The sequence below is a fragment of the Devosia enhydra genome, from assembly GCF_900119845.1.
Taxonomy (GTDB): Bacteria; Pseudomonadota; Alphaproteobacteria; order Rhizobiales; family Devosiaceae; genus FPKU01.
In genome coordinates, this window is sequence record NZ_FPKU01000001.1 from 686,365 (window position 1) to 706,518 (window position 20,154).

Genomic DNA, 20,154 nt, shown 5'->3' on the forward strand with positions numbered 1-20,154 from the left:
CTGCTGACAGCGCTGGAGCCCCCGCTGAACCATGCCGGCACCGCCACGCAGCCTGCTGAGTTCAAGGAATGAGCGGGCCTGTGTCGACAGCCGGACTGGGGACGTCGACCAAGCTGATTGCTTTGACCAAGCATACCAAGCACGGCCACGTACCAAGCCCGGTTTCACCGTATTTTGCGGCGCCCGCGGCGCAGTCGGCCTTGTCTTTCAACTCGATTGCCTTGGCCGCCGCCATCGCGAGGACGGCGACGACTTGGGATGATGCACCCGTTGTCCTACTCGACGGATTGCAGCAAAGCGCACTGATTGAACTGGAGACTTTGCTCCAAGATGGATCGGCCTTTGCGCTCGAATCTCATTTCAAATTCCTCGCGGATACCGCCGGGTCGCAGTTTGCGGCCAAGGTCGGCGCCGGCATTGCCCACCTCTATATGGATGCTCTCGGCTACGCATGGCGAGCAAACGCAGCGTGCCTCTCGTCGTCGCTCGATCCTCATGCGGATTTCATTTACGAAGGTGGCAACGCGTCCGGCCATGGTGTTGTGCTCGCCGAGGCGCACGGTTCGTTCGCCAAGGATGCGAGCGCTGCCAAGATAGCGAATGCGGCGAAGAGAAAGTACGTCAAACAGGTAAAGCCCTTTGTCGCGAAGCCTTCGCCGTTCGGTAAGGTCATCCACGGCTATTCGATTGCATTCGGCGCGAAGCCCACGGTAGCGGGGAGCTTCCTGGCCGTATCGGAGACGCGGATCTCGAAGCCACGAAAACGACCTCCATCGCCAGGTGACCCGCAGAGAGGCGCGATCCCCGAAGGCACGCCGGCGCCGATGGCTCTTGCGACCCATCGCTCGAACTTTCTCTTGATGGGGGCGCCGGAGGTAACGAATTGGATCGACTGGATCCGCTTGCCAGACTCCCCAGCTCCCGAGCGACATGACGTTCCGTTTCTTCGACTAGGCTATGCCGGACGAGCCTATTTGGCTGCGCCTCGGTGTTTTTTGCGGCCGGGCGGCTCTCCGTGGTGGATCGAGGATTTCTTCGATCATCCAGAGTGGTGGCGGCTTGCTCGGCGCGCGCATTTGTCGGTATCGGGTCACCCTGGCTTCGACTTCGGCTGGTTCGCGATCGAGGAGAAAGCTGGAAGCGAATTCTTGAACGCACTCAGCAATGCGATCCGCAACCGAGCGGTCGGGCTGCCGACAACGATGAGGCTTCCGACCCTCGAACCAACAGGCTTTTCGCTCTCCGCGGAAGATCGCATTGCTCGGGCCGACGCAGACGAGCCTTACCAGTATGCGCTTTTCCGCGACGGCTTGGCCCTTCTGGGAGAGCCGTTCCGAGGGCGGCCGCGCGATGTGGTTGTCTGGTCGCCCGATGAAGGGATGGCGCTCGGATGATGCGCATCGGGTCGCGTCGCATAGCCCACTGTGCTATGAGTTCGTGACGGTACTTTCTTGGTTCTCAGCGAGACTCGTCTGCGCCGTCGAAAATAGGTCTTGAGAGGCGATAGATATCGATAGATATCGAAATCGCACAAAAAAATTTCGTGCGATTTTCCCTTTAAAATCAATACCGTAAGATTTTGACGGTCCGCGGGTCGGCTTTCGGCGTCGAAGGCAAGAAAAAACCAAGCTAGATCAATGGCCTAACTGGGTTTAGAACAATCGAGTGGGAATGACCGGCATCTAGCCGAAGGCAAAGCTGGATCTGTGAACTTGGGCCGCGGCAGCAGGCGGGTGCCGCGCAACTACCGCACGCTCGATTGTCGGCCATGAGTACGGCGATCGCCCGGCTGTCGCACGTCGATCACGTCTAGTCCGGCGCCCTGATTCCGACCGTCACCGCTGGAGCGCGCGACAGCGAGCCGACGACGTGCGCTGGAAGCAGTCGCCCGTGTCGGTGTCGGCTCGCGTGGATGGGATACCTGCCAGCCATCCCAATCCCGCCGCGCCGTCTCCTGCGATGATGCTGGCGAAATGGTCGCCCCATCACGACGCGCCGCCTGCTGGCCCATGAGGCAAGCGAAAAGCAGCTTTTGACCGGCGTAGCGGACACAATTTACGCGCGCCAAGCCAAAGCACTTATTCCAGCTTCGCACACCGGAGTGTCCAGTGAGGCTCGATCTCGTATCGAGCCTGGCCGCTTCTCCAACAACGAGACCGCCGCCAGCGACACTGCCAACCACGTGCCGAAAACGTAGCCGCTAAAGCATCAGAGGGGAGCAATGGCGGAGAGGAAGTCAGCCCTTTTTCTGTTTTTGTCGGCAGTGTTGGCAACAACAGGCCGATTTCTGGGAGTTTTCCCTATCTCCGGTTGCCACTGGTGCCAGTTCAGGCATTGTTGACAACCTCTCCCATTAGGAACGGCGTTAGGGATGGCCAAGGATAAGCTGCGCGATAGTCAGGTGCGGGCCACGTCCAAGCCCGGTCTGCTCGGTGATGGGGACGGTCTATATCTGCGCGTCTCTGCCGCAGGCCGCAAGAGCTGGGTTTTCATCTTCATCAGGCAAGGCAAGCGGCGCGAGATGGGGCTGGGTCCCTACGGCTCGGGAACGGGGCAGGTGACCCTTGCATTGGCTCGGGAGAAGGCGACCGAGGCGAGGCGCATCCTGGGCGCCGGTGGCGATCCTTTCGCCGACATGGCTGAGAGGCAGAAGCGCACGGAGATCAAGACCTTCGGCCAAGCGGCTGATGCGCTGCTTAAGGCCAAGGGCGACACGTTCCGAAACGCGAAGCACCAGGATCAATGGCGAATGACGCTTTCCGATTCCTACTGCGAGCGGCTGCGCAAGATCCCGGTGGCCAACGTGACGACCGAGGACGTTATAGCCGTTCTGCAGCCGCACTGGCTTCTCAAGCACGAAACCGCCTCGCGGCTGCGCGGGCGGATCGAGAAAGTGCTGGATTTCGCCCGAGCCAAAGGCAGGCGCGACGGTGACAATCCTGCGCGATGGAAGGGCAACGTCGAGGTGCATCTGCCGAAGCCAGCGCAGCCGATGGCGCGCGGTCATCATGCTGCGATGGCATATGCCGACCTGCCGAGTTTCATGGCCGAGCTGAAGCAACAGAAGGGCACTGGTGCCAAAGCGCTGGAATTCAGGATCCTGACCGCTGCGCGGACTGGCGAGACGCTTGGGGCAGTGTGGAGCGAATTCGACCTGGCGAACGGGCTGTGGGTGATCCCCGCCGGCAGAATGAAGAGCCATCGAGAGCACCGCGTGCCGCTGACCGACGAGGCGCTGGCGGTTCTTGCCTGGGCCGATGAGCATAGGCGCGGCGACTACGTCTTTGCGGGCATGAAGGCCGGTCGGCCACTGTCGAATATGTCGCTCGCAAAAGTCCTCAAATCGATGGAGCGGGACGTCACCACGCACGGCTTCCGATCATCGTTCCGGGACTGGGCAGCAGAGAAGACGAACTTTCCCAGTGAGATAGCGGAACAAGCACTTGCTCACATTACTGGCACCTTGACAGAAAGAGCATATCGGCGGGGGGACGCTATCGACAAAAGGCGTAAGCTTCTGACCGCTTGGGCAAAGTATGTGTCAAGACCAAACACTGTTGAAAAGTGAAAGCGGACTCCGAGGCGTACTCGCAGCCTCCAAGTGTTCTTTTTTAGTTCCTTTCACTTTGCCCGGTTGCGCATCGTTATCTTTATTGCAAGTGCTGGAAACAGGCACGAGCAAGGACAGCGCAAATGGACGCATTCCCCACCCTCATTTCGATGAACGAAGTCTGCCGCGTCACGACGTTGAGCAGGACGGCCATCAATAATTTCCGCCGCGCAGGCCAGTTTCCTGAGCCGGTCCCGCTCGGCGAAAAAAGGTTCGCATTTCTCGCGGCCGATGTTGCCCGGTGGATCGAGGCCCGCGCGAAACAGCGCGGCAAGAGCAAGCCGGCCGATCGCGAGCAGGCCGCATGAAGCGGCGCCAGCGGCAATTCGATGCCGAGAGAATGACAGTCGGCACTCGCCCGATTGGCTCCATCAAGCTTGATCCTGGGCGAGGCTTTCTCTGCTCTGACGGCGATGGGGTCTTTCTGGGCGTACGGATGACGCTGACCGACGCTCGATCGGCCCTGCTCGAGCACGACCGAGCCCGACAGGTGGCTCTGCGCGAGATCCACGGATGAAGCCGGTTCTGTTCCCGAGCAATGAGGCGCAGGGCTTGTCGTTGCGCAAGAGCCTGCGGCTGCTGGTGGCGCTGCGGCGGAAACTGATGGGCTCCGTTGGGTATGCCAGCGGCTGGGCCCGAGCCGCGGCCTATGTGTCGCGCCTGCTCGACGGTGAGGCCATGACGACCACCACCGTGATGCGTCGCGCCGAACAGATTGGGCTGATGGTTGGCGTCGATATGAGCTTCGGAATGATCTTGCGGGCAACAGACGAAGTGTCGGCCTCGATCATCAAGATTTCAGCCGAGCAGATCGGCAGTGACGTGGGTCTGACGCAAGCGGAGCGCACCGCGATCGGCGACCGCCGCATGCGCTGGCTCGATGCCAAGGATGAGAACAAGGTGGCACGGGCCAAGCGACTGAAGAGGGAGAGCGAGGCACGTCGCCGCGCCCAGCAGGGCGCGACGCCACGAAGCCAGTCCATGGCAGCGACAAAGCCTTGGGAGGCATTGAATATTTCAGAATCCACCTATCGGCGCCGCAAGCGGATGACCGGAATTCGTGGTGCTGGAGAGTCTATAGAAGAAACACAACTCCACGAAAAACGGTCACGGCCCGGCAAACTCCACGAAAAACGGTCAACGGAAAGGGTATCCCATGCGTCGTCGCGGCCCTGAGCAATTGTCCCTTCTCGATTGGGTGACACCGAGGACGGTTATTCCATTCCCCTGTGGCGCCCGCCTTGGGCGGGCTCGACAGGTTGCCAGAGACATCGGCAAGCGCACCACCGAGGCCGGCAAGGATGCAGCATGGGACCGGCATGTGGCAGCGCTGACTGACGAGCTGACCCGTCACGGTGCCACCCCCGACCAGATCAATGCCGAACTCAACAGGTTCGTCGCCTTGTGCGATCGGTTGATGGCACCGGGCGCGGATCGGCGCGAGGGGTGACGGGGTGGCCTCGATCTCTGGCGCCCCCGACCGGCGGACCCGCGCGGCCCCTACACTCGCGCATTTTATTTTTCGGAATCGGGAATCCGGATTGCGCGGGGCACTGGCCGGCCGCGAGGCGGCCGCAGCCAGTGCCAAGCCTGCTGGCTACATCGATGCAGGCAGCGGGCAAGCTGCCTGCATTCTCCCTGCCGCTACCAGGACATGCTGATCGATGGTAGCAGCCGCCCGAAAGTATGGCGCCGGAGCCCGCCGCGTCTATCGCGCGCCGGATGATCAGGCCCGCCGGCACCGGCTGCGTGAGCTGCTGTGCCGCGGGGACGCTAAAGCGGCCGCGGCGGTGATCGATGCCCTGCCGCGCCCGCTGCCTGCCCGGCTGCCTAGCGCTCTGCGGGATGGTGCCATCGTGGCCGCGGCCGACTGGCTCGCTATGGGCTGGCCAAGTCTCTCGCAGCGGCAACTGGCGGAGATCATCGGCGACATGGGCGATGCCCTCGAGCGCGGTGGCACCCCCAGAGCCGAGAGCCCCGCCATGTCACTGGCACCGGCCGATCGGGCGGAACTGAGGGAGCGTTTGGCGCCGGCCCTCGGCTGGGCCCCATGGCCAGGCACGGATCGGATCCGGCGCCTTCTTCGGGAGAATCATCAGCGCGGCGCCGACGTCGCGAAGCGAACGAGTGGGGCGTAAATGAGTAGAGATACGCCCCACTGATCCGGGCCATGGTGCCTCTCAGACGAGAGGAACCGATGAGCATTCTCAACTTCGCCAGCACAAAATCCGCCGCTGCAATTGCGGCATCCATCCCGGGTGATCGATCCGCAGCTATCGCCGAGGCCTTGGCGTCGACGGTGCCGGCTGGGCTCACCAGCAAGAGCGCGGCGCTCTCCGAGTTGCGCGCGCGCCATACCGAGCTCTGGGATGCGCATCGCGCTGCGATTGCTGCCCACATAGCGGAAAGCACCCCCGCCACGCGCAATGCGGTGACAGACACCAAGGCGGCGATGGACGAACTGGCCGAGCCCATCGCCAAGGCCCGGGCCGAGGTGCGCCGGGAGCGGGAGAAGTTCGAGCCGACCTTTCATCGTCAGGTGAAGACGCTCTATCGCCCGCTGGTCGATCGCTTGCAGGTGGCGCGGGACGTGCTCGGCGAAGTTCAGGCCGAGCTCGCCGCGATCGATGCGGCAGCCAACCAGCTCGGCATGAGCGTGCCGAACCGCGCAGGCGGCATGCCCTCGCTGCCCTTGCTCGATGCCCTGATCGAAGGACTGGCCGACGATGCCCAGACCTCAGCTTGAGAAGCCGCTCCACGTCTGCGGCTATGTCATTCCTTTCGGTCGCGAAGTGCCGATCGGCGGGTTGCGGGAGAGCGTTTCGCACGGCGCTTTCAAGCCGACAGCGCGCAACATCGGCCTGCAGTTCGCCGAGCATGTCTTCGGCGAAACTACCGAATATGCCCGAACCAAGGACGGGTCACTGACGGTTTGGGCCGACGATTTCGGCCTCGCATTCGAGGCGCACTTGAAGCCCGTCGCGGGCGTGCAGGGCTTCATCAACAGCGTGCGGGATCACTTGACCGACGGAGTCTCGATCGGCTTCGGCGAGATGTATGGCGGCGAGGCCTGGGATGCGGACGGCAAATTCAGGATGATCAACTCAGCCTCGATCGAGCACATCTCCGCGGTGAACCGGCCGGCCTATGGCGAGTGGACTGGAATATGGCATGCGGAGCGCGAACCGCGGCATCTGCCCCAGCATCTGACCGACCTCGCCAATCGCTGGCGAGCCGGTCTTTGCAATCGAACGATGATTGCCGGGCTGGGCATCGGCCCAGCGGCAGTCGCAACACGCATCTCGGCCGGCGCCTCTCCATCGTCAGCCAAGAAGGGCGGGCACATGGCCGTACCGCCCGTTGCGCGTGAGGCCGGGGCGGACCGTAATTTCCGCCCCGGCCATACCCGGGAGTATGCGAGGGAGATCCTCGCGCTCTTGAACGCTCTGAGGCTGCCACGAACTGCCATTATGGGCGCCTCGGGCTTCCACGCTGTCGCCCGGCTGAGACAGATGGCCGAGGCCAAGGGCATTCGCATCTGATGGTGCAGGGGCTGGGCCTCACGCTCCGGCTGGGGCTCACCAGGCGCCAGGACAAGCCGGCCGAGCCCGAGCCGCAGGAGCGGCAGGCGCCGGCAGCCGAGCTCGATGAGGCGCCGGCCGACGACGAAGAGGAGCCAGCCTATGCCGCCGATTGACGATGCCGACGATGACGTGGACCCGAAGCTGCGGCCGTTTCTCGCCGCGATCGACATGATCCAGACGGCGCAGGCCTTTGGCGGTTTCGACAGCGGGCCGTTCGGCCGAGCGCTTGTCGCGCGCGGCGCGGCGCTGATGCTGGTGACACGCGGCCCGGCAGAGACCGCCGAACTTTTGCGGCAGACGGCCGCGCGCCTCGATCGAAAGGGAAACTGATGGCGACCGATGTTGAAAGGCTGGTTGTCCAGCTATCCGCCGACCTGCGCCAGTATCAAAACGCCATGAACAAGGCCATGGGCGTCACCAATACCAAGGCGAGGGAAATCGAACGCCGCTTTGAGCGAATGTCGGGCACAAGCGTGGCCAGCTTTCAAAGGATCGGCGAGCGCGGCGCCGCAGGGCTCCGCCCCATCGGTGCCCAGACGTCCAATATTGCGGCGCAACTTCAAGATGTTGGCGTGCAACTGGCCGGCGGTCAGAGCCCCTTTCTCATTGCACTGCAGCAGGGAACGCAACTGAGCGCCGCTCTGGGCACGGGCCAAGGGCTGAGGGGCACCCTGGCCGGTCTTGCCGCAGGCTTTGGCTCCCTGCTCAATCCCGTGTCGCTCGCGACGATCGGGCTGATCGGCCTGGGCGGAGCGGCGGTGCAATACTTCGGGATGCTGCTCCAGGACGGGGCGGCCTCAGAGGAGCAGCTGAAGGAACAAGAGCAGCTGATCCGGCAGGTGGCCGATCGCTGGGGTGACGCTGTTCCCGCGCTTCAGGAATATGTGCGGCAGCTGGACCTGGCGAAGAGCACTCAGGACCTGAATCAGGCGACCGATATCGCGGTCGCCGGCATCTACCAGTCCATTGCCTCGACGGTTCGCGATGACCTGCGGCCCGAGCTGGTTGCAGCCCGTGTGGACCTTCAACAGCTGGGCGCGGATGCGCAGGAGCTCGACACGCTCCAGGCTGCTTTCGACGATCTCGCGCGCAAGGCCGATGAGGGCAAGGCCAGCGGCGCTGACCTCGAGGCGATCATCAAGCTCTTGTCCAACTCGACGGCCGGCAGCACGCCGATCGTGCAGGGGCTGGTGACAGTGCTTGGCAATCTGCGAGCCCAGTTCGACGAGGCGGCGGCAGCCGCCCAGCGGTTGCAGACTCAGACCGCCGAGGCTCTGGGCAACGTGCCGACGGCTGCGAGCTTCATCGCCGAGCAGGAGAGGCTCAACGCCCTGACCAGCGATCAGCTGGCCCTCGAAGCAGAGATCGGACGCATCAAGGCCGAGGCCAGCCGGGCCGACATCCTCCTGACTGAGGAGCAGGCCCTGGCGCTGGCCCAGCAGCGCCTGGCTGCCGAAGAGCGCCGAGCCCAGCTGACGAGCGATGGACGGAATGCCGGCCGCGCTACGCAGGAGGCGCTGAAAGAGCAGCAAGCGGTGCTCGAGCTGATCCAAGTGCTCGAGCTCGAGCTGGCCACCCTTGGCGCCAGTGACACGCAGAAGGAGATCAGCAACGCCCTACGGCAGGCGGGCGCTGCGGCGACCGATGAGCAGCGGCAGCGGATCGTTGAGCTGGTGACGGCCAAGCAGGCGGAGCTTGCCGCGACCGAGCAGCTGAACAATTCCCTTCGGCAGTTCTCCGACATCAGCAAGTCGGCGCTGCAGAGCTTCATCAGCGACATCCGGCAGGGCACCGACGCCACGACGGCTCTGGGCAATGCGCTGGGCAATATCGGCGATAAGATCCTGAACCTCGGGATCGACCTTGCACTGAACAGCCTGTTCTCTGGCCTGACCGGTGGGCTGGGCGGTGTGACCGGTGGCGCCTTCGGGTCGGGCCTCTGGGGTTCGGCGATCTTCGGTGGCTTCCGGGCTAAGGGTGGACCAGTCACCCCCGGCCGCGCCTACGTCGTAGGCGAGAAAGGACCGGAGCTTATGATGCCTGGCCAGAGCGGGATGATCGTTCCGAACCTGCCGGCTCCTGCCGCCGCAGCGGCGGGTGGCGGCGGCAAGCTGACTATCACGCTCGGCCCCGGCCTCGAGGCATCCATGCTAGACCAGGCAGCCCAGCAGTCCGTCGAGATCGTGAAGACGATGACGCCACGCATGATCAACAGGCAGGCCCCGACTGCCGTGGCGCAGAGCCAGCGCAACCGCGTGGCATAGGGGACCTATTGGCTGTTGTGAAACGCATCGATGTCTTGGGACACTTGTGCTGCGGCCTTCTTTGCCGCCTCCATTTCTCCCACGGCTACCAGCGGACCAACGTGCATGAGGTACTGCTCAGCGAAGTGGAGCTTTTGTTCGAGCGAAGCGACTTCAGGCCCGAGCAGTTCAGGGACCGGAAGGCCTAGACCGTCGGCCATAGCCCACATCGCGCCTGCGTTGGCGACGAAGCTTTCCTGCCAGGCGACCTGCCGGCGATTGGAAGGTTTGGCAAGAGCGAGGTTCGTCTTCAGCCTGGCCATGAGTGCAGCTAAGCGCTTTGACGGATCTTGAGCCGCGGCAGCGGGCACCTGATCCTGCGCGTCGCGAAGCTCGGTGGACAGTCGGGTTACCTCTTGCTGAAGTCGAGCCAGATCCTCCTTCTTCGCATCAATCCTGCCATTTAGGGTCTGAATGTGCTGGCGTCCCCAAGCCAGCCCTATTCCCAATCCTAGCGAGAAGACCAAGAACCCACCGGTTAGCAATGGCAGCGGGTCGCTTGATACCTTTCCCCAATAGGCCTCTAGCCAACCAGTTATGTCCACAAATTCCCCCGTCGCTATTGGCTGGGTCAATATGGCTTGAGGCGGGGGCGCCCTCAATCCCTGAGACTTGATGCCCGGCCGGACCCGCGGTCCCTGCACTCGCAGATTTTTTTCTTGGTTTCGTGATTCAGGGGTGCGAACCGGCAGCAGCCATGGCTGCCGCAAGCCCCGGCGAGCCTGCATTCAAGCCGCAACGCTATGTTGAACGATGGCGCGGAACTGGTATTTTCCAGCGAACAGTTCGCAGTGAGGTTCGCATGCAGCGCAAGATGGCCAAGAACCTGCCGACCGATCGTCACCGCGGCGGGGCAGCCTTCGTCGAGACGCGCACCGGTGCCTTCTATGGGCGCTTGGGCTATCTGGCCGGGCTAGGCCGGCCGGCCAAGAGGATCGCCGAGGAGCTGGGCGGGAGGTATGCCCCGAATACATCAACGCCACGCTGCGACGGTGGGGCGTGAGGCGCACCCGGCGACACACCTTCTGCCAGGTGCCGATGACACACCAGCTGCGCAAGGCGGTGGAATATCGGGCCGAGAAGGAGGGGATGAGCCCTGATGACGATCTGCGCAAACTGATCGCCGACGCGGTAGTGCACGATTGACCCCGATGCACAGCATCAAAGCTCTTGGCCTCCATCTGTATTTGTGACGGAGCTGCGGGCAGTATCGTGACGTAACACGGATGTTCCACCAAAGGATCATGCTTTCGACATCGCGCTTTCAACGCCGTCGACCTTGGTTGAGACGCTGGCGAATTCTGTGGAATATCGTCATGCCGCGCCGAAGCTAGAAAATTTCGATCTTCCTACCTGGAGTATCGAGCCCCTAATAATGTGGAGAGGAGGCCTAACATGGATTTTCAGGATCGGGTCAAAGATTGGATGGTCGCCTGTTTCGATACCGGAGCGACGTTCGACGTTCAGGAGCGTCTACACCGTTTTCTTGAAGAAGCGTTAGAATTGGCACAAGCCGCCGGCGGATCACGAGATGAAGCAATCGCCCTTGTGGAATACGTCTTTTCGCGACCTGCCGGGGAACCGCGCCTAGAAGCCGGCGGGGTGATTTTGACATTAGCCGGACTGTGCTCTGCTTCCGGGTTCGACATGATCGAGGCCGGTGAGGCCGAACTGGCGCGCAATTGGGATCGGATCGACATCATCAGAGCAAAACGCGCTGCTCGCCCCCGCAATTCGCCGCTGCCACAGCGCACCTGATTTTCGCCCTCTACAACCAACGAAACAACTTCATCGCGCCACATGCTGAACATTTCGTTCGACACAATCGAATTGAAGAAGCGATGCTGCGAGTACGCGACCGCCGAGGCGGCATATGGAGCGCTAGACGGCCGTGCCTTGTTCACTGCATTGGCGGACGCCGAGGCCATGGAGAACGCGGCTGACTGGATCGACTTCCGCAGCCCCGAGCTATCAGTTCAGAATGACGGTTCTCTTCTTCTAGTTTTTGGCTCAAACTTGTTTGCGAGACTGATTCCTGTGGGATCGAAGTTCGAAAGGGCTGACGATGGCAGCGTAACGTGGCACACGGTGCGGTATCTGAAGCTGGTTCAGATAGGGAACAGACACCGATGGACGAGCAGGCAGCAACCGACTGGTTCTCCAAGCCAGGCGACGCCGTCCGGGCCGTTATGCACCGCCGGGGCGTTAGCGCCCAAGAACTGTCTGCCGCATTCGAAGAGGGCATGAACACCGTGCGCGCTATCTGCGACGGTTCACTCGCCATCAATCCGAAAATTGCAAGCGTCCTTGCTGATCGTTTGGGCGGGGACGAGGCCTTCTGGTTAAAGCGTCAAGCCAATTTTGAGGTCGCGATCAATCGCGCCGTCGCGATGGCAGCGGCTTCTGAGCCTGAGGCGTGGCTGACCCGCGTGCCGGCTCCGAGCGGCAGGAAGCTGCCGGCCAACATCAATGCCGACAAGCTGCGCGAAGAACTGCGCAGCCGACTCGTGTATTTCAACGTCCCCAAGTTCGACTCTTGGGAACAGCAATACGGTTCACTGATCGGAGCGACTCGCTTCCGAACATCCGAGACCTTTAAGTCATCCGATGAAGCTGTCTTGCGCTGGCTTCGTCGTGGTGAAATGGAGGCCGAGCTGTCTGAAACCGGCGTTTGGAGCCCAGGTAATCTTCAGGATCGATTGGAGCAGATTCGCAAGCTGGTGCACGTGTCCAAGCCCGAGAGGTTCCTACCGTCTCTTCGTGCACTCTTCGCCGAGGTCGGCGTCGCCCTCATTGTTGTGCGTGCACCTAACGGTTGCCGCGCAAGTGGCGCAAGCCGCATGGTCTCGCCGGACAAGTCAATGATCCTGATGAGCTTCCGGCACCGCTCTGACGACCATTTCTGGTTCACTTTGTTCCACGAGATCGGCCACCTCCTTCTTCACAAGGCGGCGACTTTCGTGGATCAAGACGACACGTTTGGCGACGAGCAGAGCGAGCGTGAAGCAAACGATTTTGCCAGTTCTTGCCTAATCCCGATCGACCGGGTCGGAGAGCTCGAGGAGATTAACCCGACGCGGGATTCAATCATTAGGTTCAGTCGGTCAGTGGGCGTCTCTCCCGGAATTACTGTCGGCCAGCTGCAGCACCGCAAAGTGCTCGCCCATAACCAGATGAATTCGCTGAAACGCCGCTGGACTTGGGACGAGATCGAACCCGCACTCGTCTAGCCCTTGAAGTGCACGAAGTTCGTCGGGCTCTTCTGCCAATTGCAAAGAGCGTCCTCCATGACGTGCATGCCCACGCCGAGAACGCCGTCCAGCTCGTCCACGAGATCCTGCAATGCCTCAGGCCCCGTGCTGCTGTCTGCGCTTCCATCGAACAACAAGCGCGCGCCACGCGCCGGGCCGGTTGCGCCTTTAAAATAGGCCTGTCCAGCATGGATAGGAGCGATGCCGTATCGGCCGATCAGGGCAAGATAATCGAACTTCGCCAGCCGACCGAAGCTGAGGACGGTCATGCTGCTGTATAGGTGATCGAAAATGATGCCAGGCTCATTGCCGGCTTTCCTCACCTCTTCGGCGAAGAATACTTTATGGCCAGCGGCGCCAATCCACTCGAGATAGGTCGCCAGCACTTTCCCGAAGGGCCGGTTCGAGTTCGGATCGAGGCTCTCGTACTTCCTGTGGTTGCCGAACTTGCCGCCGATGCAGGTCCAGTTGGCTGCCAGCCAATCGACAAAGGACTGCGGATCCGCGGCGACCGTCTGCCAAGTCCATATCCCTTGTCCGAGTTTCCCGTAGATGTGCCGAAGCCGCAGCCAACCAGTGTCCGCAGGTCGTGCCAGATGGGTCATGAGGAAAATAAGCCAAGCCGCCTCTTCAACATCACCGTTCTGCATGTGATAGGCGACCGCGCGCTCAGCATCGAAACCAGCGTCATTTGGATCCGCTCTTCTCGGCGCAACCGCTTTGCGCTGGACCAGTTTATAGTAGTCCTCGCGCCGGAGGCTGGCGACGAACTGCACCGCCAGCGTGTCAAGTGCGACGAGGTTGGCAATTCCCGGCAACATCCGGATATTGTAGCTAAAACCCTGCAGGCCGTCGGTGATCTCCTGCTTCTGCTTCTGTCTCGTCGGCCAGATCAATCGCGCGTCTCCCGCGAACGGAATGTGCGGCGCCTTAAAGTGCGCCGACCATCGATATAGTTCTTGTAGATGGGGGTAGTCACGGCATCCCGCAACGCGTCCAATGCAGCATCGTTCCCCGCCGCCCAGAAGGCCTGATATAGGCGGACGATGTCGGCCCAGTAGTCGTCGGGCGCAACGGCGAACGCGTCGACGGACTCGCCATGCCGAAGCATGTCTTCAACACTAAGCAGCGCCGGAACAAGTTCGAACGGCGAGCCATCAGGCATTCGCGGCATCTCCACCGTCCTTTGGTGCCCCTCCTCCAGATACTGAGCCGCGGCCTCGAGCTTGTCGTCGTAGATGTGCATGCTGCCGACGTAGTGGTAGTACTCGCCGAGCTCCATCCCGAGCGTCCTAGCCATCATCTCTTGAATCATAGTGAAGCAGAACACGTCGTGCGGCAGGCCGAAATAGGCGTCGTTCGACCGCATGGTCACTGATAGATGCAGGCGTTCCTCGCGGCACAGCACCTGCAACGTGGTGGTGCATGGGATCTCCAGATAGCGCTTGGCGATGTCCTCGGCATTGAACAGCTGGATGACGGCCCTACGCGATCCCGGCGTCTTCTTGAGAAAGGCAATGACGCTGTCGACCTGATTGATGTTGCCGCGCATAGTAAAGAGCCTTGGACCATAAGCGCCGTGTATGGTCCCGTTCTCAGCATCATGCACGTATCGAGGGACATAAGGTTCAACGAATTCTAGCTTATCGGACCCGGACAGATACCAAAGTAGCTCACCCAAAGCGCTGAATGGCTTTCCGCGATCCTCGGAGCGGCTCAATCGGGCTTGCGGCCTCGTTAAACGAAGGGTCACCCCGAGCAGTTCACGCGTACCGCCCCGGGAACCGGTATTCATGGCGCCTCGCTGGATCAATGCTTCGTATAGATGCACGAGCAGGCCGTCCAAACTTTCTTCGGTGATTTCCAAATCAGTTCTCCCCTTGAGCAAAGCTCAAGGATTTCGGAGGCGTGTGCAATATTGTTCTTTTAGATTTTGCCTCGATTCAAACAATTGACCCAGGGATGGAGAGGGCCGACCGCGTTAGGGCATGCCTGAGCACCAGAGAGCGCTGCAATCAGCAGAGATCAAGCCTTTATGAACGAGCGGCTTGCGGGCGACTACAACATTGCCCCCGAGCCAAGGAACATCTACTCGAACCGTTCCCATGATGAGAATGCCCTTGTGCAACCCGAGAGCAGGGCCCTGTATCAGCGCCTACTCGATCAAGGCTGGACCGACGCGCTGCGCAAGTAGCACCCACGCGAGACGATCTACACATTCTGGGACTACATGCGGCAGAGATGGGAGCGGGATGCGGGGCTGCGCCTCGACCATTTGCTGCTGAGCAAGCAAGTGACCCGTCGCCTGGTCTCGGCCGGTGTCGATCGGGACGTCCGCGGCATGCCGGGCGCCAGCGATCATGCACCCGCGTGGATCATAGTGAACGCGGAGGTATAGGTCAGGCTTCTCCGCCTCAAAGCGGCAACTGCCATGCCGCGAGGGGAATAAATGCGACCGAGGCAACGCCGAGCCCAATAGCGGCGAACTGTGTGACCGTCATCATCTTCAGTTCGCGCGACCCGTTTGGAAGTGGCTCGCCCGGATCTATCAACAGCCTGACGTTTGTGTGAAGCGCGAAGAAACGACCGGAATAGCCCCAGTTGTAGTAGGTTACCAATCCTGAGATGAAGATGGCCACAAGCCCAGCAATCAGGCACCACATTGTGGATCGCAGGTCCGCTGTGGGCAGGCGCTCTGCTAGCTGCGCGACGAGGACTAGTCCGCCGAAGTGAGCAGCCGCCACGGTTGCAATGAGCCACCGACCATACTGGCCGACTTGATCCATTGCGAATTTCCAGCCCTCTTTTTGAACCGAATGGAACGCTTGACGTGCATCTCGGAAATCCTGGACTGAGATGCCGGCCTCCCCAGTTAGGGCTGGCTGCTGTGCTGGGGAGGGGGGCTCAACTCCCGGATGGTGTAAATCACAGCGTCGATGGCGCCATTCAAGGAGGCGAGCTCGTCGATTTCGTCTTCTGTCCAAGTTCGATGTTCACGGGACGCGACGGTCGCCAAGAGTCTTCTGCGCTCGATGAGCAGCTGAAGGTGTGCCTGAAGTTCCTGCATGATCTCCCCCCGGGTCGCCAAATGTGTAGCAGGGCTCCACAAGACGTAACAGCATCGGGTGCAGAAAGTCGGGATGAGCCCTGATGACTATCTGCGCAAACTGATCGCCGACGCGGTGGTGCCGCGCTGATCAGCGCTTGCGTCGCAGCTCGGCCATGCGCTCGACGGCTGCAGCAGCAAGGTCGGAGTAGATATCCGCGAGGGCCTCAGCCGCCGCGATGACCTCATCGGGTTGGTCATCATCCTCAATGTCTTGCAGAAGCGCGTCGGCTGCCTGGGCATGCTTTTCGAGGCCCTGATAGATCGCGACGGCCTGATCATGGGTCATTGCGGGCGAATTCAGTGCCGGCGGCACGTCAGTGACAAGCTGCTTTGCGATCCGGCCGCGCTCATCAAGCTCTTTCATCCAATCCATGGCTCTGCCCCCGTTGCTCAACGCATGAGGCGGCAAAAACCCCACGAGCGCAAGCCATCCACCCCTTGGCGAGGGTGGTGCTTGTCGATTGCTCAAAAAGGGTGCATCGTGTCCGTGGGCGTCAGAACCCGGACCAGTGATAGGCAGACAGATCGGTTGGCGCCGACCTTGCTGCCGATGCGTGAGAGCCTTGGCGGGCTCAACAGCGCTTTACGGACGCGCTTGGCGGCGCGCCGAACTCGGCCATTTAGGCCGGGGGCGGGCGCTATGTCCAGAGGGGCAACCCTTAAAAGTGTCCGGCCTGTCTCACTGGCAGGTTCTGAACCCCCGGCTGCCGGTCTGTCACCGGCACGGGCCTTCAGAAGCCCCAACCAGTGAGCCAACCATGACCCTCTCAATTCGCCGTAGGATGCGCCAGCAGACCAAAGACGCTGCGCAGGCCAGTACCCTTCCGTGCCCCGTCTTCCGTCAACTGAACAGGCTGTGCCGATTTCTCGGCGCCTCCTGCTTGCGGGCGGGGGTGCACTGGTCTCGACCGCAGCCTTTGGGCACGCCAGTAGCGTCGGCACTGGCCGAAGATCCTGCAACACGCGTCGCTCGGCTGGCCGAAGAGCTTTCCGTTGCGCTCGACAGCTATGTCAGCGGTTCCTTCCGTGCCATCATCGAGCCCGACAGCAAGTCGACCTGCCCGGTGCTGTTCCAGAATCGGCGCCGGCTCGATGCTCGCGACAGGCTCAACCGCGCCATGGGCGCGTCGCGCGATGCCTTGGCGGAAATCTATGGCTGCGATCCGGCTGACCACTCGTTTATCGGCGAGCGCAAGGGCGCGGTGGTGATCGCCGCGATGCCACCGACCGAGCGAGTGGTATGGGACTTCGAGGCGGTGTCGTGATGGGCGCGCAGCATCAGCCGGCACGCATCGAGCTTACGGCGAAGGCCGAGGCCTATGTCGAGCATCAGCGCCGCAAAGCCTTCCGAGCCCGGATCGAGGCTTGCCTCGATGAGGTCCACGCAATGATCGAGATCCTCGATCGTCTGGATGGCGACTGCGACCTCGAGCCGAACCTCGGGGCTCCTGAGATTCCGCCGCTGCGGCTTGTGGCCTGCAACGGCAATCTCTCGGGCTGGGGCAGGGAGCAGGGCGACCAAAGGCGCTGGGCTCAAGGCGCCGAGGATGACACCGAGCACGAGGACGAGCACGGCGGCGACATCCAAGACGAGCCGCACGACGCCTTGAGCGAGGGCAACGACGAGCTCGACCTCGGCTGGTCAGAATCGGTCGTCCAAGGCTGCGGAATGTGCGCACAGGGCAATATCGAGCGCGACGGCGACATGCCGGGCGGATCGCTGATCGCAGCCGAATAGGATCGAGACCGTTATGAACTGGCTTAGGATTTGAGGGCTCCCTAAAGGGGAAACGCCAATCAAATCAACATCATAATCGAAGGGGCTGGCGGAGAGGAAGGGATTCGAACCCTCGAGACAGCTTTTGACCGTCTGCTCCCTTAGCAGGGGAGTGCCTTCGACCTCTCGGCCACCTCTCCGGCACGCGAGGGTCTAGCCGCGAATCGTCGGCGAGACAAGCGAATTCGCGCCGGGCTGGGTGATTAGGCGGAGCCGCCTGTCACGGTGGACCTGCGCCCGGCCTGAGGCTGTCCATATCCACTTCCGAGTTGGCCCGGGCAAATAAAAAAGGCCGGTGCGATGGCACCGGCCCGGCATGTCGAGATCTCGGGGCAGGGTCAGTGGTTGACGACCACCAGGGCCCCGACGGTCACGCGCTCGTACAGATCGGTGACGTCTTCATTGGTGAGGCGGATGCAGCCCGAGGATACCGCCTGGCCGATCGACCACGGCTCCGAGGTGCCATGGATGCGGTAGAGCGTCGAGCCGATATAGAGCGCGCGGGCGCCGAGCGGATTGTCCGGGCCGCCGGGCATGTAGGCCGGCAGGTCGGGAACGCGCTTGCGCATGGCAGCCGGCGGGGTCCAGCCGGGCCACTCGGCCTTGCGGGTGATGCGATGGGTGCCCGACCACGCGAAACCGTCGCGGCCGACGCCGACGCCATATTTCAGCGCCTTGCCGTCTTCCATCACGAGATAGAGGCGACGCTCGCCCGTCTCGACGACGACGGTGCCCGGCTTGTACTTGCTGGCATACTCAACGACCTCGCGCCGGATCGGGCTGCCGCCGCGCGAGCGCGTGGCGACGGCAGACGCGTCTTCCCACTGATTGGAATCGGGATTGTAGACGCGGGCCGCATGGGCGGGAACCACGGTGCCGAGCGACAGCAGCGCGGCGCATAGAATGGCGATGAAGGCTTTCAGTCTGGTCATCTCGTATTGCGTCCCTGACGGCTTCGCCTCCGGCATCCTCTCGATCCGGCGGCAGGATGAAGGTGCATAGCGCGACGCGTCACACGCGAACAGGCGCCACGCCACGATTCGAACACGCCCGCCACACCTTGCGATCATTGTGTTGCCGCATTGTCGCGGTGGAAAGTCACCAATCCGTGATGTCAGCGTTGACACGCAGGCGAATCCACCCTTAGAGCCGCCGTAGAGGGGTGGAGGGGCGTCGATGAACGACTTTTTCAAATGAGCGACATCTTCAAGCGTCAGGCCGCCGAGGCGGCGATGGCCGAGCTTAGGCCCGGCATGCGGCTCGGCCTCGGCACGGGATCGACGGCGCGGCACTTCGTGGACCTTCTGGGCGCGCGGGTGGCTGAGGGCTTCGCGTGCCTCTGCATCCCCACCTCCGAGCAGACCGCTGCGCAGGCGCGCAGCCTCGGCATTCCGCTGACCGATCTCGACGCGACCCCGGAGCTCGACCTGACGGTTGACGGGGCCGACGAGATCGGGCCCGGGCTCAGCCTCATCAAGGGCGGCGGGGGTGCGCTGCTGCGTGAAAAGATCGTGGCGGCCGCGTCTTCGCGCATGGTGGTCATCGCCGATATGAGCAAGGTGGTGCCGGCGCTCGGCGCCTTCCCGCTGCCCGTCGAAGTCAATCGTTTCGGCCTCGAGGCCACCCGGCGCGCCGTTGCCGCGGTGCTGCACGCCATCGCGCCCGGCGGGGCGCTGTCGCTGCGGCAGGGGGCGGGTGGACAGCCCTTTGAAACCGACGGCGGACACCTCATTCTCGACGCATCTTTTGGCCGCATTTCCGATCCAGAAGCCGTGTCGAGGGCCCTGCTGGATATTCCAGGCGTGGTGCAGCACGGGCTTTTCATCGGCCTGGCGAGCAAGGCCTATATTGCCGGGCCGGATGGCCTCGTGACATATGAGGGCTGAAGCGGCGAAGCGGGGGCTTGCGGGCACCCGTTCCGACACCAAGGCCAGAAGCGAGATGGACAAAGCCATGATCAAGACCACACGGCATTTTGCGCGGGCCCTGACCGGGGCGCTGCTGGCGTCGATGGTACTCGCCGCCATGCCCGCTCAGGCGCAGGAGCTGGCGCCCCAGCATGTGGCGATCGCGCGCAAATATGTGGACCTGACCGACCGTGCCGGCATCTTCGAGGTGGCCCTGGTCGAGACCGCCGTGGCTACCATGCGGCAAATTTCGTCGCAAAACCCGACCCTCGTCGAGCAGACCGACGAGGCGATCAAGAAAACGCTCGAGACCTACCGGGCCCGCAAGGACGAGCTGCTCAACCAGTTTGCCCGCGTCTATGCGCTGAGCTTCACCGAAGACGAACTGACCCAGATCGTGACCTTCTACGAGACGCCGGTGGGTCGGAAGCTGACCGCGGCCAATCCCACCATCAATTCCAGTGTTGCTACGGTCATGAGCGTCTTCCAGCGCAATCTGCAGACCGAATTCTTCGCCAGCGTGCGCGCCGAGCTCGCCGCGGCGGGCTTCAACGTCTGATCCTTGCGCCGTGATCGGCGGCATCGGGGCTCCGGCATGTCCGGAGCCTTTTTT

General features: G+C 62.2%; 24 protein-coding genes, 1 tRNA gene and 1 pseudogene. 19 read left to right on the forward strand and 7 right to left on the reverse strand.

Going from position 1 to position 20,154, the window contains the following annotated elements; translation table 11 throughout:
- Positions 1 to 80 precede the first annotated feature (80 nt).
- The 11 genes from BT183_RS03370 to BT183_RS03420 all read left to right on the forward strand — a co-directional run bounded on the left by BT183_RS03370 (position 81) and on the right by BT183_RS03420 (position 9,458).
- The gene (locus BT183_RS03370) at positions 81 to 1,394 is read left to right on the forward strand and encodes a hypothetical protein (protein WP_143145644.1); all 1,314 of its coding nucleotides are present in this window, start codon (positions 81 to 83) and stop codon (positions 1,392 to 1,394) included.
- A gap of 977 nt (positions 1,395 to 2,371) precedes the next feature.
- Positions 2,372 to 3,568, forward strand: coding sequence for a tyrosine-type recombinase/integrase (locus BT183_RS03375; RefSeq protein ID WP_072339016.1), 1,197 nt, complete (start codon positions 2,372 to 2,374; stop codon positions 3,566 to 3,568).
- A gap of 125 nt (positions 3,569 to 3,693) precedes the next feature.
- A complete protein-coding gene (locus BT183_RS03380; protein ID WP_072339018.1) occupies positions 3,694 to 3,918 on the forward strand; it encodes a helix-turn-helix transcriptional regulator in 225 nt (74 codons plus the stop codon).
- Between the two features lie 205 nt (positions 3,919 to 4,123).
- Positions 4,124 to 4,786, forward strand: a complete 663-nt coding sequence (locus tag BT183_RS03390; RefSeq protein WP_072339022.1) for a hypothetical protein — start codon at positions 4,124 to 4,126, stop codon at positions 4,784 to 4,786.
- Entirely contained in the window at positions 4,767 to 5,060 is a 294-nt protein-coding gene (locus BT183_RS20670) for a DUF6074 family protein (protein ID WP_177282375.1), read from the forward strand. The genes BT183_RS03390 and BT183_RS20670 overlap by 20 nt, the downstream gene beginning before the upstream one ends.
- A gap of 214 nt (positions 5,061 to 5,274) precedes the next feature.
- Positions 5,275 to 5,748, forward strand: coding sequence for a hypothetical protein (locus tag BT183_RS03400; RefSeq protein ID WP_072339026.1), 474 nt, complete (start codon positions 5,275 to 5,277; stop codon positions 5,746 to 5,748).
- A 59-nt stretch (positions 5,749 to 5,807) separates the two neighbouring features.
- A complete protein-coding gene (locus BT183_RS03405; protein ID WP_072339028.1) occupies positions 5,808 to 6,356 on the forward strand; it encodes a hypothetical protein in 549 nt (182 codons plus the stop codon).
- Positions 6,337 to 7,152, forward strand: coding sequence for an HK97 family phage prohead protease (locus tag BT183_RS03410; RefSeq protein WP_072339030.1), 816 nt, complete (start codon positions 6,337 to 6,339; stop codon positions 7,150 to 7,152). Before BT183_RS03405 ends, BT183_RS03410 begins: the two co-directional genes overlap by 20 nt.
- The gene (locus BT183_RS20675) at positions 7,152 to 7,307 is read left to right on the forward strand and encodes a hypothetical protein (protein WP_177282379.1); all 156 of its coding nucleotides are present in this window, start codon (positions 7,152 to 7,154) and stop codon (positions 7,305 to 7,307) included. The genes BT183_RS03410 and BT183_RS20675 overlap by 1 nt, the downstream gene beginning before the upstream one ends.
- Positions 7,294 to 7,524, forward strand: a complete 231-nt coding sequence (locus BT183_RS03415; RefSeq protein WP_072339032.1) for a hypothetical protein — start codon at positions 7,294 to 7,296, stop codon at positions 7,522 to 7,524. The genes BT183_RS20675 and BT183_RS03415 overlap by 14 nt, the downstream gene beginning before the upstream one ends.
- Complete coding sequence (locus BT183_RS03420) at positions 7,524 to 9,458, forward strand: phage tail length tape measure family protein (protein ID WP_072339034.1); 1,935 nt, start codon at positions 7,524 to 7,526, stop codon at positions 9,456 to 9,458. Before BT183_RS03415 ends, BT183_RS03420 begins: the two co-directional genes overlap by 1 nt.
- Before the next feature lie 5 nt (positions 9,459 to 9,463).
- On the opposite strand, the gene BT183_RS03425 is transcribed toward BT183_RS03420, so the two are convergent.
- Positions 9,464 to 9,964, reverse strand: coding sequence for a hypothetical protein (locus BT183_RS03425; RefSeq protein ID WP_143145645.1), 501 nt, complete (start codon positions 9,962 to 9,964; stop codon positions 9,464 to 9,466).
- 335 nt (positions 9,965 to 10,299) lie between these two features.
- Between BT183_RS03425 and BT183_RS03430 the strand changes: the two genes are divergently transcribed.
- The 3 genes from BT183_RS03430 to BT183_RS03440 all read left to right on the forward strand — a co-directional run bounded on the left by BT183_RS03430 (position 10,300) and on the right by BT183_RS03440 (position 12,727).
- Positions 10,300 to 10,500, forward strand: a complete 201-nt coding sequence (locus BT183_RS03430; protein WP_072339037.1) for a hypothetical protein — start codon at positions 10,300 to 10,302, stop codon at positions 10,498 to 10,500.
- A gap of 392 nt (positions 10,501 to 10,892) precedes the next feature.
- The gene (locus BT183_RS03435) at positions 10,893 to 11,255 is read left to right on the forward strand and encodes a hypothetical protein (protein WP_072339039.1); all 363 of its coding nucleotides are present in this window, start codon (positions 10,893 to 10,895) and stop codon (positions 11,253 to 11,255) included.
- Positions 11,256 to 11,626: 371 nt separating this feature from the next.
- Positions 11,627 to 12,727, forward strand: coding sequence for an ImmA/IrrE family metallo-endopeptidase (locus tag BT183_RS03440; RefSeq protein WP_072339041.1), 1,101 nt, complete (start codon positions 11,627 to 11,629; stop codon positions 12,725 to 12,727).
- Here the strand turns inward: BT183_RS03440 and BT183_RS03445 are convergent.
- Positions 12,724 to 13,644: an alpha-glutamyl/putrescinyl thymine pyrophosphorylase clade 3 protein gene (locus BT183_RS03445; RefSeq protein ID WP_072339043.1), complete on the reverse strand. Its 921-nt coding sequence runs from the start codon at positions 13,642 to 13,644 to the stop codon at positions 12,724 to 12,726. The genes BT183_RS03440 and BT183_RS03445 overlap by 4 nt on opposite strands.
- The gene (locus BT183_RS03450; RefSeq protein ID WP_072341464.1) at positions 13,641 to 14,615 is read right to left on the reverse strand and encodes a thymidylate synthase; all 975 of its coding nucleotides are present in this window, start codon (positions 14,613 to 14,615) and stop codon (positions 13,641 to 13,643) included. The genes BT183_RS03445 and BT183_RS03450 overlap by 4 nt, the downstream gene beginning before the upstream one ends.
- 180 nt (positions 14,616 to 14,795) lie before the next feature.
- Between BT183_RS03450 and BT183_RS20980 the strand changes: the two are divergent.
- Positions 14,796 to 15,146, forward strand: a pseudogene (locus BT183_RS20980) (exodeoxyribonuclease III); the annotation flags it as partial.
- Positions 15,147 to 15,162: 16 nt separating this feature from the next.
- Here BT183_RS20980 and BT183_RS03460 read toward each other — a convergent pair.
- Both BT183_RS03460 and BT183_RS03470 read right to left on the reverse strand, forming a co-directional pair.
- Positions 15,163 to 15,534 (reverse strand): hypothetical protein, encoded by a 372-nt coding sequence (locus tag BT183_RS03460; RefSeq protein ID WP_072339045.1) that lies wholly within the window; start codon positions 15,532 to 15,534, stop codon positions 15,163 to 15,165.
- Between the two features lie 411 nt (positions 15,535 to 15,945).
- The gene (locus BT183_RS03470; protein ID WP_143145646.1) at positions 15,946 to 16,275 is read right to left on the reverse strand and encodes a hypothetical protein; all 330 of its coding nucleotides are present in this window, start codon (positions 16,273 to 16,275) and stop codon (positions 15,946 to 15,948) included.
- Positions 16,276 to 16,615: 340 nt separating this feature from the next.
- Here BT183_RS03470 and BT183_RS03475 point away from each other — a divergent pair, with 340 nt between their 5' ends.
- On the forward strand, positions 16,616 to 17,122 hold the full coding sequence (locus BT183_RS03475) for a hypothetical protein (protein ID WP_143145647.1): 507 nt from the start codon (positions 16,616 to 16,618) through the stop codon (positions 17,120 to 17,122).
- Entirely contained in the window at positions 17,122 to 17,595 is a 474-nt protein-coding gene (locus tag BT183_RS03480) for a hypothetical protein (protein WP_072339053.1), read from the forward strand. Before BT183_RS03475 ends, BT183_RS03480 begins: the two co-directional genes overlap by 1 nt.
- 86 nt (positions 17,596 to 17,681) lie before the next feature.
- On the opposite strand, the gene BT183_RS03485 is transcribed toward BT183_RS03480, so the two are convergent.
- Positions 17,682 to 17,774: transfer RNA gene (locus tag BT183_RS03485), tRNA-Ser, on the reverse strand.
- 198 nt (positions 17,775 to 17,972) lie between these two features.
- Positions 17,973 to 18,566 carry a L,D-transpeptidase gene (locus tag BT183_RS03490; protein ID WP_072339055.1) on the reverse strand — a complete coding sequence of 198 codons (594 nt, stop codon included), beginning with the start codon at positions 18,564 to 18,566 and terminating at the stop codon, positions 17,973 to 17,975.
- A gap of 261 nt (positions 18,567 to 18,827) precedes the next feature.
- Here BT183_RS03490 and rpiA point away from each other — a divergent pair, with 261 nt between their 5' ends.
- Positions 18,828 to 19,520, forward strand: a complete 693-nt coding sequence (gene rpiA, locus BT183_RS03495; RefSeq protein ID WP_072339057.1) for a ribose-5-phosphate isomerase RpiA — start codon at positions 18,828 to 18,830, stop codon at positions 19,518 to 19,520.
- Positions 19,521 to 19,587: 67 nt separating this feature from the next.
- The gene (locus BT183_RS03500; RefSeq protein ID WP_177282381.1) at positions 19,588 to 20,100 is read left to right on the forward strand and encodes a DUF2059 domain-containing protein; all 513 of its coding nucleotides are present in this window, start codon (positions 19,588 to 19,590) and stop codon (positions 20,098 to 20,100) included.
- The last annotated feature ends 54 nt before the right edge of the window (positions 20,101 to 20,154 follow it).